The sequence below is a fragment of the Rhodopirellula europaea 6C genome (genome assembly GCF_000338295.1).
Classification (GTDB): Bacteria; Planctomycetota; Planctomycetia; order Pirellulales; family Pirellulaceae; genus Rhodopirellula; species Rhodopirellula europaea.
Map to the genome: position 1 here is coordinate 69,618 of NZ_ANMO01000113.1, position 18,408 is coordinate 88,025.

Genomic DNA, 18,408 nt, shown 5'->3' on the forward strand with positions numbered 1-18,408 from the left:
CAGAATCGCTCGATTTTTTTTCGCTTCGTGTGCGGAACAGGCGACGCGACTCATCGGCCGCGTGAAACAGAACCAACGTGAAACTGCGAAATCCGTCAGTCATCGTCCGCGTCGGAGTCGGCCGTGGCGGTTTCCCAGTAGGAAGGAATTTCGCAAGCACGGATCTGGTGCCGATCGGTTCTTCGCTCCGCGACTAAACGTTCGGCCAAACCACCTTCATTCAAAAAGCGACTGACGACGGCGGTGCTGCCGTGCGTCACCCAGATATCCTCGGCCTCGCTCCAAACAATCGCGTTCATCAACCCCGACCAATCCACGTGGTCGCTCAGCACAAACCCGCGATCGACAGCCCGACGTCGCCGGGCACCTCGGACCGCCATCCAACCGCTGGCCATCGCCGTGCTGACGGATCCAAACTTTCGCATCCAAGGTGTTCCGTGAGCACTCGGCACCGCGACGACGATCGAACCTGCCCAATCCAGTTTCGCGGTTCGTTTGTGAGACCGTTTCCTCGGCGACTTTCCAGCGGACTCGTTCGCCTCGGATTTCGCGTCGTTGGCTTGGCCCGCCATTTCAATTCGCTGTGTCACCGCCATCGTCTCAGGCAATTCCACTCCGGATTGACGATAAGCCTGCACGCCTTTTTCAACCGCACCGTGCGTGTAGATCGGACCAATGGAAGAATCCAAACCGGACAACAATCGCTGTGACTTGCCGACCGCGTAACCGTACAACAAACAGCATTTGCCTTCCTCCGCTGATGTCCGCCACCAATCATTGATGTCGGCAAATATTTCAACGTCTTCACGCCACTGGTAAATCGGCAATCCAAAGGTCGACTCCGTCACCAACGTGTGGCACCGCACCGGTTCGAAATCGGCACACGTCGCATCCGATTGCAATTTGTAGTCTCCCGTCACGACAGCGACTTCGCCTCGATACTCAAGTCGCACCTGAGCCGAACCGAGCATGTGCCCGGCCGGATGCAGCGAAACGTGGACGCCGCCAATCGTTCGGGGCTCGCCATATTCCAGGAATTCGAATTCAGCTTCATTGCCCAATCGCATTCGCAAAATCGGTTCGCCGGGTTTGGCTGACAAATAGTGCCGACACCCCCACCTCGCGTGATCGCTGTGCCCGTGAGTGATCACCGCGCGATCGACCGGTCGGACGGGATCGACATAAAATCCGCCGATGGGACAATGCAGCCCCGCGGGGGTCGTTTCCAGCAATTTGGGGCGTGGGCGTGTCATGAAAGCGGTTGTGCCTGGCGAAGGCCGTCATCTGTACATGGGATGCGGACGGATTAAGGTTGGGCGAAAATCGAAGCGTCCCCCCGATCCGTTCCACTGTATCGCCGTGTGAACCACGTCGTAAAAAACGGCCAAATCGCCGCCAACCAACGACGATCACTCCGCAACTGCCAATCCCTCCGGGACCACCAAACACAAGTGACTCAACCCGATTCATTGCCGCTTTCACGCCGAAATCGATTTCTGATCAGCGTCCTGTTGATCGGAATGCTGCTGACGATCGTTTTGCCACCGCTCGCTTTCCAAGCACGTGGGGCTCGCGGTTTGTCACCATCGGTCGGAACGCTGCTGTCGATGATTTCGCCCGTCGCCCAAATGTTTTACATGGATCGCGGGTATGCCTTTTTCGCTCCCGATCCCGGCCCCAGTCACCTGATTCGAGCGACCTCCGACGCCGGAAATACCGTTCAGGTGTTCCCCGACCTCGACGACCAGTGGCCCCGGCTGAAATATCACCGGCACTTCATGCTGGCCGAGTTCCTGAATGACTCGTACCAGCCCGCGTTGCCACTGGAGGTCAGTCAGCTGATCGGGCCCGAACTCAGCCCTGAAGAATTGCAGACGCTTCGCTTGGGACGCAAACGCTACGAACGCATTCTCGATTCGATGGTCCGGCACCTAGAGTCGACCGGCAAATCCGATGTCGCGATCGTGCGTCTGGAACACCAACTGCCTGACTTCGTTCTGTTCACCCGAGAGAACTTATCGCTGACTGACGAACGAGCCTACGTCGAATTGCCGGACGTTCCGATCACGTTGGAAGGGCTGCTCGGTACCGCCGAAGCCTTGCCTCAACCGGACGCCGAGAACGCAACTCCCATCGATCCGTCGAATTCAGAACCGGTCCCCGTCCCGGATGGCGAAAACAAAACTGACACCGACACCTCCATCGACGAAGCCAACCAACCAGACGATGCACAGGAGGACGCGTCATGATGATCGAATCCTTCAAACAGTACGCCGCGTCGTGGGTCGACGCCTGGGATCGATTCTGGTTCACACCGCGTCACATCGACACGCTCGCCGTGCTGCGAATCGTGACCGGAGCGATGCTGTTGTATTCGCACTTGGTTCTCGCGACCGACTTCTCATCCTTCATCGGCACGGAAGCCTGGATCGACAACGAAACCAGTGCTCGATTGCACGACGGAACGCTCGGCGAACAAACCGCGGCATGGTCGTATCTTTGGCTGGTCGACAACGCGACCGTTCTGTGGCTCAACCACATCGTAACGATTCTGGTCACCGCCTGCTTCATGCTCGGCTTCCTCACTCGCGTGACCGGCCCTCTGGCATGGTTCCTGCAACTGATGGTGATTCATCGACTGCTTGGCAGCCTCTTCGGATTGGACCAAATCGTGACGTACTGCGCGATGTACCTGGTCTTCACTCCCTGCGGAGCGGTGTGGTCGATCGACTCGAAACTGCGACGACGATTGACCGATGACGGCGAGAAAACGCTGTCCGGTTTGAAAGCATGGTTGTTCCCCGCGGACAAGAAAACCATCACCGCCAACGTGGCAACGCGTCTGCTGCAGATTCATCTGTGTGTGATCTATTTGTTCGGCGGAATAGCGAAAGCTCGGGGTGAACTTTGGTGGGACGGGACCGCGGTATGGTTCGCCGTCGCCAACTACGAATATCAATCGCTCGACATGACATTCCTGGGACGGTTCCCGCGAGTCTTCACGGCGTTGTCGCACATCACGATGTTCTGGGAAATTTTCTACTGTGCGATCATTTGGCCACGATTGACGCGGGGAATCACGCTGGCTCTCGCCGTTGCTGTCCACGGCGGAATCGCGTTGTTCCTTGGCATGATGACGTTTGGAATCATGATGATTGGAGCCAACGGGATATTTGTTTCTCCCGATTGGATTCGCCGAAAACGACTCGGAGATCTCGCCGAAGATGAATCCGGTGACGCGTCGCTTTCGGGCGTGATGACCTCGTTGGGTGGCGACACCACCGGTGGTTCGAAGTCCGCCAAATTGCCATCGGACTTGCAGCATCGCTTGGAAGAATTGGAAGCGGCCGAAAAGGGCATTCAAAAGCGTTACGCGAAACTGAAACGTCGCGAAGCCAAGAACGAAGAACGCACCGAACGTTTGATGGCAACTCGCGAAAAGATCAAGCAAAAGCTGGCCGACGGGAGTCTGTCGGCCGGCGATAGCGTTCTGCGAAACGACGATCTCGAGGAGTCGTGATTGGCGGATCCGGCTACTGCTTGGAGACCGACGGACTTGGAAGTCCATCGTACGGGTGATGAGCCCGGAACCGGCGTGCACTTGGTCTGCTAGACCGACTCGTAGAACGGTTCGTGTCCCCAGCCCGCAAGCTTGGCATTCTTGAACGCCTCAAACTCGCCCGCTTCGATCGCGTCGCGCGTTGCCTGCATCAGACGTCCGTAGTACATCAGATTGTGATGAGACAGCAGGATGGGTCCGAGCATCTCGCCCGCAACAAACAAATGGCGCAGATAGCCACGACTGTGCCGGCAAGCCAAACACGGGCAATCTTCCATCAACGGACGAGTGTCAAGTTTGTGCACCGCATTGCGTAACTTCAGTGGCCCCTCGTCGGTGAACGCGAGAGCATTCCGACCGTTGCGTGTCGGCATCACACAATCGAACAAATCGATGCCGCGGGCAATGTTCTCCAGCAGATCACGTGGCGTGCCCACGCCCATCAAATACCGAGGTTTGTCCGCCGGCAAATGCGGCGTCGTGAATCCGGTCGTCGTGTACATGTCTTCGGGAGGTTCACCAACCGACAAACCACCAACGGCGTAGCCTTCAAACGACATCGCCGCCAATTCTGAAGCACACTGTTGCCGGAGCGTTCGATCCAAACCGCCCTGCACAATCGCAAACAGAGCCTGGTCCTCTCGGTCAGCAGCGTTACGGCAACGGGCCGCCCAACGAATCGATCTCGCCAGTGCGTCTTCGACCTGTGTCATCGGTGCGGGCAAAGCGATGACGTGGTCCAGCACCATCGCGACATCGCTGCCGAGAGCCTGCTGAATCTCGATCGAGTGCTCCGGGGTCAGTTCGATTTTCGCACCGTCTATGTGCGAACGAAACGTCGCCGCATGCTCGTTGACTTTGTTGATCGCACCAAGCGAAAAGACCTGGAATCCACCCGAGTCCGTGAGGATCGGGCCATCCCAGCCACACATTTTGTGCAAACCACCGAGAGCGGCCACGGTTTCGTGTCCGGGTCGTAATCGCAGGTGGTATGTGTTGCCGAGGATCATGTCCGCACCGGTGGCGGCAACTTGATCAATCGTCAGGCCTTTGACCGTTCCAAGCGTGCCCACCGGCATGAAGCCAGGCGTGCGGACCGGTCCGCGCGGCGTATGGAACACACCGCGCCGGGCACCTCCATCGGTGCCAATCAATTCATAGCGAAACGGGCTGTTGATTTAGTCGACTTTCGATTCTTAACGTGAGCCGTTTAGCGAGCTGTTGATTTAGTTGTATACCGAATAACAACGATTAGCCGATGGGCGTTAGCCCCGGTTGGCGTCTGGTTAACCGCCACTAACGCGGTGCGGCTCATTCAAAAACAGCCTTGAAACAAGCGGGTCAGTCGCCCCGCATTTTCAATCCGAGGTCGCCCAGCTTTTCACGAACTTCGTTCAAACTGGTCACACCGAAGTTCTTGCACTCAAGCATGTCATCACCCGTTTTGCGGATCAGCTCGCCGATGGAGTTGATTTGCAAACGAGTCATGCACTTGCGAGCACGAACGGAAAGGTTGAGGTCTGCGATGGGACGCTCCAACAAAGCTTGCTCGTCGGGCGACATGTGCGAAGTGTCGACGGGCGGATCGTTGGATTTCTTTTCGCCGGCGAACTGGCCGAGCGACAAACCCTTCTGCGACAGCATCTCGCGAATTTCGACCAAGCTGGTTTCGCCGAAGTTCTTGCTCGAAAGCAATTCTTGTTCGCTGTGGCGGGTCAAATCGCCAATCGTTTCGATGCCCATCTTCTGCAAGCAGTTGCGGCTTCGAACGCTGAGTTCAAAGTTTGCAACGGGCATGTTCAACGTTTGAGCCAAACGATCGTTTCGACGTTGGGCTTCTTCGTCGTACAGCATGTTGCCGGTCGCCGAAGCGTCCTTCATGTACAACTGCGTACGAGGGTGATCGGGGTGGCAATCCAGGATTCGCTTGTAGCAAAGCTGAGCCTTGTCATATTGCCCGTTGTCTTCGTACATCACGCCCAAGTTGATCAGGGCACCGATGCCGGTTGGGAATGCCTTGGCGGCTCGCTCGTACAAACGAAGGGCTTCGTCGTCGTTGCCCAAGCGGTCGTTTTCGAGTGCCAAACCAAACAACGCGCCAGCGTGGTTTTCGTCGGTCGACACGGCTCGTTGGTACAAGTTGATGGCTTCTTCCATGCGACCACCGATCTGAGCGGCGGTTGCAGCACGCTGGTACATGTAGTCAGCGGTTTGTTCGGCGGGGCCGAAGATGTCGTCCAAGATCGCCATCGCTTCTTCGATCTTGCCTTGGTAACGCTTTGCTTCCGCGATACCAATTTTGCATTGATCTTCGTTGTATCCCGACGTCTTGGCTTGCTCGTAGCCTTCAATCGCTCCGTCGAAGTTCGACAGTTCGAACTGGCAACGAGCGTTGTAGAACAACGCCATCGCGCTGCCGTCAGCTGCGGAAAGAGTCTCCGAGGCGTCTTTGAAACGGCCCAGCATGAATTGGCAAACACCCATTTTGGTTTTGCCGGCGGGAGTCAGGGCGTCGTCCTGCTCCATTTCGTTGACCGCGTCGCGCAGTTCACCGAAGTGTCCGTAGTTTTCGGTGATCGCCTGCCGAATTTCGGCGACGTCGCTGGGGCCGAACGAGTTGCTCGCCAGAACCATTTGCTTCAGGTCGAGAACTTCGAGTTCGACTTCGCTCATCTTCGTTTTGTCCGGGGCTAACTTCGGCTCGCTCGCACAGCGATCCGAAAGGAGGGATAAGGAGTCAGGTGGCGATCTGCTCTGCAAACATGTGCTCTGCAGAAACAAAAATTTGTCGAGAAAATCGACGCACAAAATGCGATGCCAATTTTTCCCGATGCTCGGCGGCAAAAAACTGGGAAATTTTCTGCTCGTCTAAGCCAGCGGCCGGATTTGAACCGGCAACCCTCGCATTACGAATGCGATGCTCTGCCAATTGAAGCTACGCTGGCGACTTTTCCAGAGAATACGTGCGTTTGGGCCAAAACGTCAAGGGCCGTCGGGTCAGCCCAAGCGGTCTCCAGATGGCCCTGAAGTGATCCCCGCAGGTAAAAATTCCACAAATTTTTTGCGGCGGCGAGAAAAATTTTTTCGGAATTGCAAAAAAATCTCTCGGAAAGTTTTCGGTCGACCACTGAGATCGCAATTTGTGGTTCTCAAATTGCTCCGCCGATGGTGACTCAATTCGGCCTCAGGAAACCACTTGATCGGTGAGCCCCCCCCGGACAAACGGCTGCTTCGTCAGTGCGGTCTGTCCTCGTTTCGGTGCATTTTTGCGCATGATTGAAACGAATTCTGCTCTCCAACGGTGAAACCAAGCTTCGATGCGGTGTTAGAATGACGACACGTTCCGCGTTGAAGCTCTTGGTGACCAAGGTGGCCAACTGGATGGCACCGAATTGAGCCAGCGCAAACCGAAGCCGCGATACGCGTCAGCGTGGACTGATGCCGGCGATGAATGAACGAATGAATCGGCCCGAGCAAATGGAATCGTTCGCAATCGCGAACGGAAGGTCATTGAACGATGAATGTCACTGAAACAAAACCGCTGGATCAGCCAGGCAGAACGCCCAAAGGTCGCCAACGACTGCGTCCTTCACGGATGCAACCTGCTGAATTGAGAACACCAGCGTCCTGCAGTCCGGTGGAAGCCCTCAATCCCGTTGAAGCCCCGAAACTCGTGAAAGCCCCCAATCCCGTAGAAGATTGCTCGGCGACTCTCGAAACATTGGCGTTTGCGATCGGACTGGACGCCGGCGACGATGCCGCGATCTATCTGCATCGCGCTAACACGCATCACGACGGCGAATGACCGCGGCCGCACCATGACCAGGCCTCGAACGCCCCCACCCCGGACAACGCCGTCCTCGGCGAAGATTGCCATCCGCCAGCGTTTGTGTCGACGTTTGATGGGAATGGAAACCGAATTCGCCACCGTTGTCGAACCACGCGACGGTTCGTTGAGCTCCGGCGTTTCAGCTCGCGAGGTCTATGCCGCGTTGCGAGATGCGATTTGTCGGCACTTGCCCGCCGTGGAAGGACTCGATGGAGGCGATCGTCGTTTCTTGGCCAACGGCTCGGCCATCAACCTGGAAACTCATCTGGCATTTCGCGATGGGCCAGGCGGGTTGTTTGAAATGGCAACCCCGGAAGTCTATCGGCCCAGTGATCTGGTCGCGTGCCAACGTGCAATCGACGAGATCATGCGAGACGCGGCGAACGAGGCTCGATGGTCAGACAATCAAAACGTCGGGCGACTTCGAGTCCTGAAAAACAGTTGCGACGCGGCGGGCCATCTTTACGGTTGCCAAGAAAACTACGAGACCGATGTGGCATTCGGCTTTGGGTTGGTGGTCTACCGAATCGCGATCTGTTTTGTTTGGGCGCTGCAGATCGCTTGCGTATTCATGTCGTTTCCCGTTGTTGTCGCGATCGTCTTCGCATCGCTTGTCCAACACTCGGTTCGGCAAGCTCGGTCAATCGTCCGTCGACGCGGTGCTCGCTTCGACACTCAACGCGAAACGCTGGACGAGGACGACGCTTCGTGGTTGCACGACCATCCCGACACCAATGAATCGGAAGAAACGTTCGTCGCGCTGCCAACCTGGTTCCAATGGCTATCCATCGCCTGTTTGAGAATGCTGCATCTGCCACTCGTTCTGTCGCTGCGAGTGATTGGGACACACATCGCGTTTCGAACCCAACGCCGCCACCTGACCGGCCTGCTCGTTTCGCGAGTCGCGATCATGGGAACCGGTCACCTGGATCATGACGGCCGTTTTTTCTTGTCAGGTAAAGCGTTGGGAATTGACCGGGTTGCCGACATGGGTGGCTTCAACGGCGAACGACCAATCTTTGTTTACGGCCACTGGCTATCCAAGTTGTGCGGTCGCTCTTGGCGATCGATCGCTGAGACTCGTCACTTGCTCAAACGCAAACAACGTTTGCAAATTGGGTTGTCTGATTCCAACCTCAGCGACTTGGCTCAATGGGCAAAGGTCGGAAGCGTCGCGTTGGTGTTGGACATGATCGAAGCAAAGCAGACGAAAGAACTACCAAGATTGCGACGTCCGATTCGAGCACTGCATGTTTTCAATCGTGATTGGAATCTGCTGCGGCGAGTTCCGACCAGCCACGGTGAGATGACTTCGCTGGAGATGCAAACGCATTACTACCGGGCGGCCGCGAAGTTCGTTCGCGAGCAACAACAACAATCCCGCCAAGCGTCCGGGTGGGACGAAGCCGATCAGGCACTGAAACATTGGGCGGAGTCGATTCGTCTGGTTCGTCAGTTCCGCAAAGACGGCAACCAAACGTCGCAGGGGCTCGGACGAATCGATTGGCTCGGCAAACGCTGGATGCTGGATCAAGCCGCCGGTGAAATGCCCGGCGAGCACGCCTCTTGGGTAACTCGCAAGAAGATCGACCTGCGATACCACGAGTTGTCCGAGGAGGGATACTTCACCCGATTCATCGCCGACCACCGGGAACACCAGCTGGTCGACGAAGATGACATCGCGATGCGTCGTCGCAACGCTCCGGCGGATTCACCGGCAGCCCAAAGAGGTTGGATGATCCGCGAATTCGCGGGCGACGTCTCGGTGGCGGGCGGTCCCACCATGCGAACCGATTGGGACCGAGCCTTGGTGGGGCATGAACAAGGCGTTCGAACTGTGGTTTACGGCCAACGCGAAAAAGAACAGCGAGCCGCCTCCGCCAACAATAACTTCTGAATCCCAGTGGTGGACGAGGCAACAAGTCCAATACTCGAGGATTTGTTGCCTCATCCACTACGGCCTTTGCTGAGATACTCGTGGCGTTGTCCACTACGGCAATCGCGGATCGTTGGTACGATGGGGACGACGGAAACACGTACAAATCGAATTGGGAATCGGATGGGTCGTACTGAATCGTTGGATCCGGGACTTCGTGATTTATTGTCACGACTACGCGAACGGGTGCGACGCTACATCGTTTGGGATTCGCTGCTCGCAATCGCGGCGCTGGTGCTGGTCGTGTTTTGGGTGGCACTCGCGGTCGACTATCTGCCGGTCCGAATTGGCGGCAGCGAGATGCCTCGTTCGGCCCGTGCGGTCGTGCTGTTTGCCGTCGCGGTTCTGGTCGTTCTGATCCTGGCCAAATGGTTGTGGGGGCGACTCAACCGAGAATTGCCCGATGACTCGCTCGCGTTGTTGATCGAACGTCACCATCCAAGTCTCGGCGGGCGTTTGGTCACCGCCGTTCAGTTGACTCAAGAAAATCGTTCCCACGATTCGCACAGTCCCGTGTTGTTGCAACACGTTCACCAAGAAGCTGCCGCGGCGGTCGACCAAGTCGAATTCGGACGCGTCTTCCGGTGGGAACCGATTCGCCGAAAGCTGATGCTGGTCATTCCGTTGTTGCTGGCCGCATTGGTGATGGCGATCGCCAGCCCGCAAACGTTCGCCCGCGCGGTCGGACGATTGTCATTGTTTTCCGATTCACCTTGGCCACGAAAAGCCGAGCTTGAAATGATCGGTGTCGAGTCTCCGATCATCACCGCGGATGCCACCGAGGAAGTCGGCACCGAGCTTCTGACATTCGAAGACAAGACGCTCCGGTTGGCTCGCGGAAGCAGCACAACACTTCGCATTCGTGCGGCAACGGAAGAACTCGGCCACACCGTTCCCGAGATCTGCACCGTTTCTTATGTGGATGATTCCGGCAACCGTGGTCAAAGCAACCTTCGCCGGGTCGGCCGCATTCAAGATGGTTATCAATCGTTTGTTCTCGACGGACCTCCGCTCGCTTCGTTGGCCGAGTCCGTGACGATGACCATTCGAGGCTTGGACGATCGCTTGCTCGACTACCGAATCGAAGCCGTTGATCCGCCCGCAATCGCGGACATGGAATTGGCGATTCGTTATCCGGACTACTTGCGAATCTTTGACGCCGGTGGTGCATCGCCCGATGCCGCCGACCAAATCCTCAAGTACCAAGCCGGCTTCCGAATTCGCGAAGGCAGCTCGTTGACTCTTCGAGGCACCAGCAGCAAACCACTCGGCGCGGTTGATGTTGCCACGACTTCCGAAGGTGTACGGGATGAATCCACCGACGGTGCCGAACCAGTCGTCAAAATCGCTGACGATCGAATGTCGTTTGAATGGTCCGTCTCGGATTTGCGAGACCCCACTTCCGTTCGATTGGTACCCAAAGACGAAACCGGCATCTCCGCTCAAGCATCGTATCGATACTTCATTGGCGTCGTTCGAGACCAAGTTCCCGAGACGTCAATGACGATGAAGGGCATCGGGTCGTCGATCACTCCCATCGCCATGCTGCCCATCCAAGCAACCGCCAAAGATGACTACGGCGTCGAATCGTTGAGCCTGACCATGGCGGTCCGAGCCTCCGAAGAAACCGCCGAAGATGCTGGCAATACGAGCGGCGAAGCAACTACCAGCGCGGAACCACAGCAACACACCGTCTTGCCCGAATTGGATCGTGACGGAAACGCCGCCTGGACGTTTGACCTGCGAGACCTCTCTGACGACGGCACCGTGAACGGGTTGGCTCCCGGAGCGAGCGTGCAAATTTTCACGACAGCCAAGGACCGATTCGACCTGGGCGAACCACACTCGATTCGCGGCGAGGTTGTTCGTCTGCAAGTCGTCACGCCAGAGACATTGCTCGCGACGCTCGAGCGACGTGAACTCGAATTCCGTTCGCGTTTGGAACAAGCCATCGATGAAACCCAACGTTTGCGTCAGAGTTTGGCTGCGGTGCAGAACGACGCGCTGGATGTTTTGCAAACTCCGGATGAGGCAGAATCTCCTGAGGAATCCGACTCGGACTCTGACGACGAATCCGATGGCGATGAATCCTCTGGCGATGATCCCGCTGATGATGACACTGCTGACGACGGCGAAGAAGATGTCCGGGCGAGACAAAGAGTCCAGTTGCGAATCCGACAATCAGAACTGCAGGCGACCAAATCCACGGAAGAGTTGGCCGGGATAGTCGTCGGGCTGGAAGATCTGCTGCTTGAAATGGTGCAGAACCGCGTCGATTCGGTTGACCGTCGCGAAAGATTGGAAAACGGCGTCCGTAACCCATTGTCGACGGTGGTGACGGAACCCTTGCCGCGTCTGCAGCGTCAAATCACTTCGATGGAGCGGGTATTGATGGCGGAAGATCCCGCCGAATCGTCTGGGGGAAAAATGACGGAAGCAGCGACGGCGGCAATTGCAACGACGGATGAAGTCCTTCTGTCGCTCAATGCCGTCTTGGAAAAGATGCTTGACCTAGAAAGTTTCAACGAAATTCTGGATTTGGTCCGAGGGTTGATCAGCGATCAGGAAGAATTGATCGAGGAAACCGAAGAAACTCGAAACCAGCAGGTCCAAGATCTGTTCAAGTAGAAAGGAATGCGGGTGATCGACCGGGTTCCATACTGGACGCATCCCCGCGACGTGTCCCGCGGATGGAAAGCCACTTCAATGAACGCCGATTGCATGAACCAAGCTGACCGACACCGCCGAATCGTTTGGCCGATGGAAAACGGCCGCAATCGCTTCGTCCATGCACTCGCGTTGGCTTCGGCCGTGCTGGTGGTTTGCATCACCGCGAAACCGACGTTTGCTCAGTCATCAACCGGCGACGAAGTCACAACGCTCGCGTCACGCCAATCCAGTGTCGCGACTCGTTACGAACGGCTCGAAGAACTGTTGCTTCGATTGGCTGACATGGAAGCCAGCGAAAACCCAGAACGCTCGGCCTTGCTGCGACGCGTGGCCAAACAATCACGCGAACGTTTCGTGCTGGAAAAACTTCGCGGTGCCGGCAAAATGATCGGCGACGGCCACCTATCCAAAGCAATGACGGATCAAAAGTCAGCGACGGAGGAACTGCAATCGATCCTGAAACTCTTGATGAGCGAAGACCGAAGCTCACGAATTCGCGATGAAAAGAAACGCATCTCGGAACTCATCAAACAACTTCGCCTGACCGAGCGCAACGAACGCAGCGTCCGGGCTCGAACCGAAAACGGTGTCGAGATGAGCGAAGTCGAAAAGGAACAAAAGGCGATCGCCGAACGCGCGGAAGAACTTCGCAAGGAACTCGAAGAGGAATCCGACGACGCGGACGGCGAACCATCCGAAAGCGATTCATCAGAGGGCGAAGCACAGGATTCAAAGAGCGAAGAGTCTGAGAACCAGCCTGGCGACAAGAGCGAGATGGAAGCGGGACAAGAAGAGTCCAGCGAACAGAAGTCGGGCGAAGAAAGCAGCAGTGATCAGCCCAGCGAAAGCGGCGAGCAAAACGAAAGCGGACAACCCAAGGAAGGCAAACAGCCCAAAGAAGGCGGCCAACAAGACGAGGACTCGCAGCAGCAACCTGAAGGCGATGAGCCCAAGGAAACTTCCGAAGACGGCGAGCAACCCGATGGTGAACCAGCCGAAGAAAAGTCAGGCGAAGAGAAAGGCATGCAAGCACCTTCCGGTGAACAGCAATCCGAAGAAGGACAACAACAATCGGGCGAGCAGAAAACTGGAGAGAAGCAATCCGGCGAGCAGCAGTCGTCTTCGCAACAGCAGCCACCCAAACCGCAATCGCCTCAAGAACAGGCGAAGGAGCAGCTCGAGCGCGCGATCGAGCGAATGAAAGAAGCTCAAGACAAGCTGGCTCAGAACGAACGAAAAGAAGCCACCGAACAACAACGACAAGCCGAAGAAGAACTGCGTCGCGCGATCGATCGATTGGAAAAGATCCTTCGACAACTTCGCGAAGAAGAGATGGAACGCGAATTGGCGAAACTCGAAGCTCGTCTGCGAAAGATGGCGGCGATGCAATCCGCCGTGTTGGACCAAACCGTTCAACTCGCAAAAACGCCCGAAGTGCAACGCAATCGTGCAACCGATTTGAAGGCCGGTGATTTGGCGTTCGAAGAGCAGAAAATCACATTGGAAGCAGACCGCGCGATGTTGCTCCTGCGAGAAGAAGGCTCAAGTGTCGCGTTCCCCGAAGTCGTCTCTCAATTGCGTGAAGACACCGTTCGAGTCTCGACTCGCTTGGGACAAAGCAAAATTGATTTGGTCACTCAGGGTCTTCAATCCGACATCTTGGCCGGATTGGAGGAAATGATTGCGGCGTTAGCCAAAGCACAACGTGACCTAGAAAAAAAGAAACAACAGGAACAACAGGGCGACGGTGGGGGGCAACCGTCGGGTTCTGGAGAAGAACCCCTTGTCCAGAAGTTGGCTGAGTTAAAATTGATCCGTACGATGCAAACTCGCATCCAGGGCTCCACGGATCGCTATGCTAGTTTGATGGATGGCAAGGAGACTTCTGCCGAAGACGTCTTGCCATTGCTCCGCGATTTGTCGCAAAGACAAGATCGGCTTTATCAAATCACGCGTGATTTGGTGACCGAGCGGAACAAATAGGGAACCACCTCCCGCGACCTTGAATGGACATTGCTGATGAGAATTCGTTTCGCTGCTGCGCTCTGGACTCTGCTGCCGGCCTCCTTTTTGGCGTCACCCGCCATGGCCGAAATCGGACCCACGTCGGAACTCGCCATCGTCTCGGCCACCGCCAAAGCATCGTTCTCATCAAACTCAGTCTCGCGACCATCACGTTCTGAATCTGTCCAAATCATTCCGGAATCAGAAGCCCAGCCTTTGGAGTCCGGCCAAGCCAACGACGGCTTGAAGAGCAACGCTGATTGGCCGCTGCGAGATTCGGACGAAATGGCCGAGCAACTTCGCGCGGCATTGGACGCACTGGGCGTCGCCCCCGATTTGATGGACCAGGCGACCGAAAGCTTTCTGATCGGAGTCCAACGCGACGACATGGAACCGCTCAACGCTTGGGTTGATGCCGCATCGGCACAATTCGATGTGTTGTCGGAAATGATGCGTCGCTTGAATGGCGATTTGTTGACGACCGCGCGAGGCATGGACCCCAACGGGCCCGACTACGCGATCGTTGAATCGATGCCCAACGAATTGCGAGCCGCTCTTCGGACTTGGATCGGTCGCGAATTGGTGCGAGCTCGTTACTACGACGAAGCCCTGCCAATTTTCGCCGAAGTCGATCCGATGGTTTGCCCCGATCCCGCGACGTTGTTGTTCTATCGCGGTGCGTGCTACCACGCTCAATTGAAGATCAAAGATTCACTGTCGGACTTGCGTCGCTTGTTGCAACGTAAAGACCAGATCCCCGCGCGTTACGCTCGTACCGCCGAGATGATGGTCGCGGACATTAAACCACTCAAGAAAGATTCGCTCGACGAGATCTCTCGATTGATGAGCGATGTGACGCGTCGTTTGGATTTGGGTCGTGCCGACGAAGCGACCAAGGATCGTGAGCAAGAGGTCATCGACAAGCTCACCAAGCTGATCGACAAGATCGAAGAAGAGCAGCAGAAACAGCAACAACAGCAGCAGCAACAACAAAGTGCCAGCGGGAACGGCGGCCAAAGCGATGGTCAAGCGTCGCCCATGGATGACAGCCGAATCGCAGGTGCGAACGGACAAGGCGACGCGGATCGCAAAAAGATTGACGACCAAAACGGCTGGGGCAATCTGCCTCCCGCAGAACGTCAAGAATCTCTGCAACAAATCAGCCGCGATTTGCCGACTCATTACCGCGAAGCCATCGAAGCCTACTTCCGCAAACTAGCCACACAAAAGTAAGCGTCACCCACAAAGCACGTAGGCCATATCCCACATGGCAATCGGCCCGATGCTTTGTAGGCCATGTTCCACATGGCATCCCAACCGATGCTTTGGAACAAAGCGAGGCGTTCACCTCGCCACCCATACGCGCCCATCAACACGCGGCCCAACAGCGAACAACTGTTCGGCGCCGCCCAATTCAACCAAACGATCAAATCTTGATCTTCGGCGGTGCCGGCAATTCCTCGACCGAGCCTTCAATACTTCTGTCGGCTTCATCCGCCGTGCCGGTTGGCTGCGACACATCCGCGTCATTCGCTTCATCGGGCGACGGAGCCAACGTGGGCTCGTTCGACATTGTCGACGTTGCTTGCAACGGGGCCGCGACGGGTGCGCCAGCTGGCTCGGACAAAATCGATTGCGACTGCGAAAGAACCACCAAAGCGTCTCTCGTTTCGGCGAACCCATCCAGCCTCGTGATATTGCCGAGTTGTCCATTCGACGTGACACCTTGATACGCCCGAGCAGCGGACTCGATCGTCGCAGCAGCTTCACTGGTCATCGAACCATCCGAGGTGACCTGAGAGTTGTCGGTGACTTGTCGCAACGCATCGATCTGCAGGTAGTCCCACCAGATGTCACCGTCCTCGATCGTGTTCAGTGATGCGGCCAGACGCTCGACGCCTTCGGTCAACTGCGTCGCCACATCAAATGCTGGCCCGGGGGTGGGCGGGTAAGCGGCGACCACCGGATCCGATGGGTAGGAAGTCTCGGACGGATAAGCACTTTCAACCGGATAAGGCGGAGGCCCGGGAATGCTGAGGCGGAAACCGGGCGTGTTGATTTCAACTCCACCGATTCCTGGGCCCGCAACCACGGGCGGCGTGAGAACGATCGCGGGTGCCGGGGGATACGGCAGCACCGGAATGGCCGGCCCGATTGGGACGACACCTCGATATCGATAGAGCGGATCGCGATACGAACCCGGCCGAACCACCGGCGGACCAATTGGCACGACGGCCATGGTGCTCGGTAAATACGGGGGCGGAACCAGATAGCCGGGCGTCCGATAGGCAGGTCCGTAAAACCCAAAGCCGGCACCCGGGCCCCCACGGTAGCGGGCGACCACTCCTTGCGCGTCCGCTGTCGGCATGAAGACGGCAAAAATCAAGGTCGAAGCGATCAAAAAGCGTCGCATGTCACTGCTCTGTTATCGTTGGAAGAAAAGATCCGCTTGTCTTCATTTTAGTCCACAATTCCCAATACTTGGGGACCAATTCTTCGCACTGGGGGCACCGCAGGGAGTGATCTCGGGTATAATCGATTTTCGCCACGACGCATTTTGCCCGATCCCCATCCCTTGACTCGCTGGTTAACTGTTGAAAACGAGCCTGTCTTTTCGGTGCTCGTCGTGGTTCCCGCCTTGTTTTCCGACCTCACGCGGACGTCCCGATCGCCTCGGGCCCCGTTCAACACGTTTTGCTACAGGAAGTCTCTGATGCCACAGCCGAAGCCACCCGTTTCCAAAGATGCCAGCCGCACCATCGACGCGAGCCGTCGGTCGTTCCTCAAGGATTCTGGTTTGATTGCTGGCACCACATTGGCCGGCAGCACGCTGGCCGGCGTTTCAATTCCCAACGCACACGCAGCCGGTGACGACGTCATTCGCTTCGTCGTGATTGGTTGTGGCGGTCGTGGTACCGGAGCCGCCGCCAACATCATGTCGACCAAGGGCAACGTCAAGTTGGTCGCCGTGGCCGATGCATTCGGCAACAAAGCCGAAGGCACGATCAAAGGTCTGACTCGCAAGTTCGGTGACAAGGTTGCCGTTCCACCAGAAAACGTCTTCACCGGTTTGGACGGCTACAAAGCTGCCATCGATGTCGATTGCGACTTGGTCGTCATCGCAACGCCTCCCGGATTCAAACCGCAACAATTCGAGTACGCGGTCAACAAGGGACGTCACATCTTCATGGAGAAACCCGTCGCGACGGATGCTCCCGGCGTCAAACGAGTTCTGAAGGCTGTTGAAGAGTCGAAGAAGAAAGACCTGATGGTCGGCATCGGACTGCAACGTCGTCACGAGCCACACTACATGCAGTGCATCGAACGCATCCACGACGGTGCGATCGGCGATGTGCTCTCGCAACAGGTTTACTGGAACGGTGGCGGCATCTGGTATCGCAACAAAGGCGAAGACCAAAGCGAAATGGCTTTCCAGTGCAACAACTGGTACCACTTCAACTGGATCTGTGGCGACCAAATTTGCGAGCAACACATTCACAACTTGGACGTCGGTTGCTGGGTCAAAGGTGAATACCCCGTCGAGTGCAACGGCATGGGCGGACGTGAGCAGCGCATGGGCGGTGACGCATCCAAGTCGCAAATCTTTGACCACACGTTCTGCGAGTACACATTCGCCGACGGCTCGAAGATGCACAGCCAAGGCCGTCACCTGGCCGGCGGTTGGAACCATGTTGGCGAATTCGCCATCGGTTCGAAGGGTTCCGCCAACCCATCGGGCAAAATCATGGGTGAGAACGAATGGTCTTTCGAAGGCAAGCGTCTGAACGGTCACCAACAAGAGCAACACGATTTGATCGAAGCTCTGATGCGTGGCGAGATCTACAACGAAGGTGAGTACGGAGCAAAATCGACCTTCTGTGCCATCCTCGGCCGCGAAGCTTGCTACTCCGGAAAGATCGTCAAATGGGACGACCTGATGGAAAAGGGCAAGGACCTCTGCCCAGGAATCGACGAGTACACACTCGAGTCGACTCCACCAACTCTGCCAGGCGAAGATGGCGAGTACCCAACTCCAACACCAGGCAAGTACTCACCGTTCGCGTGAGCATGAGCCACTCTTTGGCAGCCTGACGCAGGGCTCGCCAACGGAAGCATTTCAGCAGCCCGAGAGTTTTCTCTCGGGCTGTTTTTTTCTGAGTACGTCCCTCCCCGATTGACGACCTTGGCGCCCCGGAGGGGACGTCGCTCCTAGCTCGAGGCGGAAGGCCCGAAACAGTGCTGCGTATGGGCGGGTTTCGTCATGACGAACCTCTCCCGAAACGAAGTTTGTGGAGAGCGATATACTAGGTCGAGCGACGCCGTTCAGGCGTACGCGAGGGTGAGGGCCGGGCATGGGAGACGACGTGCACTACCCTCCCCGGAATTCTCGCTGAACGCTCGCATTCCGAC

12 protein-coding genes and 1 tRNA gene are annotated in these 18,408 nt (G+C 56.7%); 8 read left to right on the forward strand and 5 right to left on the reverse strand.

All coding sequences use genetic code 11. The annotated features are described in order from the left end of the window. Nucleotides 1–95: 95 nt before the first annotated feature. Complete coding sequence (locus tag RE6C_RS11140) at nt 96–1,253, reverse strand: mRNA 3'-end processing factor (protein ID WP_008656646.1); 1,158 nt, start codon at nt 1,251–1,253, stop codon at nt 96–98. A gap of 198 nt (nt 1,254–1,451) precedes the next feature. On the opposite strand from RE6C_RS11140, the gene RE6C_RS11145 reads away from it, so the two are divergent. After that, nucleotides 1,452–2,249 carry a hypothetical protein gene (locus tag RE6C_RS11145; protein WP_236618115.1) on the forward strand — a complete coding sequence of 266 codons (798 nt, stop codon included), beginning with the start codon at nt 1,452–1,454 and terminating at the stop codon, nt 2,247–2,249. Further along, the gene (locus RE6C_RS11150; protein ID WP_008656649.1) at nt 2,246–3,520 is read left to right on the forward strand and encodes an HTTM domain-containing protein; all 1,275 of its coding nucleotides are present in this window, start codon (nt 2,246–2,248) and stop codon (nt 3,518–3,520) included. The genes RE6C_RS11145 and RE6C_RS11150 overlap by 4 nt, the downstream gene beginning before the upstream one ends. An 89-nt stretch (nt 3,521–3,609) precedes the next feature. On the opposite strand, the gene tgt is transcribed toward RE6C_RS11150, so the two are convergent. The 3 genes from tgt to RE6C_RS11165 form a co-directional block, all read right to left on the reverse strand. Then, complete coding sequence (gene tgt / locus RE6C_RS11155; RefSeq protein WP_039961796.1) at nt 3,610–4,737, reverse strand: tRNA guanosine(34) transglycosylase Tgt; 1,128 nt, start codon at nt 4,735–4,737, stop codon at nt 3,610–3,612. Nucleotides 4,738–4,900: 163 nt separating this feature from the next. Continuing rightward, nucleotides 4,901–6,232: a tetratricopeptide repeat protein gene (locus RE6C_RS11160; protein WP_007332711.1), complete on the reverse strand. Its 1,332-nt coding sequence runs from the start codon at nt 6,230–6,232 to the stop codon at nt 4,901–4,903. 198 nt (nt 6,233–6,430) lie between these two features. Next, a tRNA-Thr gene (locus RE6C_RS11165) sits at nt 6,431–6,504 on the reverse strand. Nucleotides 6,505–7,076: 572 nt separating this feature from the next. On the opposite strand from RE6C_RS11165, the gene RE6C_RS11175 reads away from it, so the two are divergent. From RE6C_RS11175 to RE6C_RS11195, 5 genes are all read left to right on the forward strand, one after another. Further along, a complete protein-coding gene (locus tag RE6C_RS11175; RefSeq protein ID WP_008656654.1) occupies nt 7,077–7,364 on the forward strand; it encodes a hypothetical protein in 288 nt (95 codons plus the stop codon). Nucleotides 7,365–7,461: 97 nt separating this feature from the next. Next, on the forward strand, nt 7,462–9,285 hold the full coding sequence (locus RE6C_RS11180) for a proteasome accessory factor PafA2 family protein (protein ID WP_008656655.1): 1,824 nt from the start codon (nt 7,462–7,464) through the stop codon (nt 9,283–9,285). 162 nt (nt 9,286–9,447) lie between these two features. Continuing rightward, nucleotides 9,448–11,952: a hypothetical protein gene (locus RE6C_RS11185; protein WP_039961799.1), complete on the forward strand. Its 2,505-nt coding sequence runs from the start codon at nt 9,448–9,450 to the stop codon at nt 11,950–11,952. Nucleotides 11,953–12,030: 78 nt separating this feature from the next. Then, entirely contained in the window at nt 12,031–13,977 is a 1,947-nt protein-coding gene (locus RE6C_RS11190; RefSeq protein ID WP_008656657.1) for a coiled-coil domain-containing protein, read from the forward strand. A gap of 36 nt (nt 13,978–14,013) precedes the next feature. Continuing rightward, nucleotides 14,014–15,231, forward strand: a complete 1,218-nt coding sequence (locus tag RE6C_RS11195; RefSeq protein WP_039961800.1) for a hypothetical protein — start codon at nt 14,014–14,016, stop codon at nt 15,229–15,231. A 193-nt stretch (nt 15,232–15,424) separates the two neighbouring features. Here RE6C_RS11195 and RE6C_RS11200 read toward each other — a convergent pair whose 3' ends face one another. Continuing rightward, a complete protein-coding gene (locus RE6C_RS11200) occupies nt 15,425–16,237 on the reverse strand; it encodes a hypothetical protein (RefSeq protein ID WP_039961809.1) in 813 nt (270 codons plus the stop codon). A 318-nt stretch (nt 16,238–16,555) separates the two neighbouring features. On the opposite strand from RE6C_RS11200, the gene RE6C_RS11205 reads away from it, so the two are divergent. Next, nucleotides 16,556–18,064 (forward strand): Gfo/Idh/MocA family protein, encoded by a 1,509-nt coding sequence (locus tag RE6C_RS11205; RefSeq protein ID WP_039961801.1) that lies wholly within the window; start codon nt 16,556–16,558, stop codon nt 18,062–18,064. Nucleotides 18,065–18,408 lie beyond the last annotated feature (344 nt).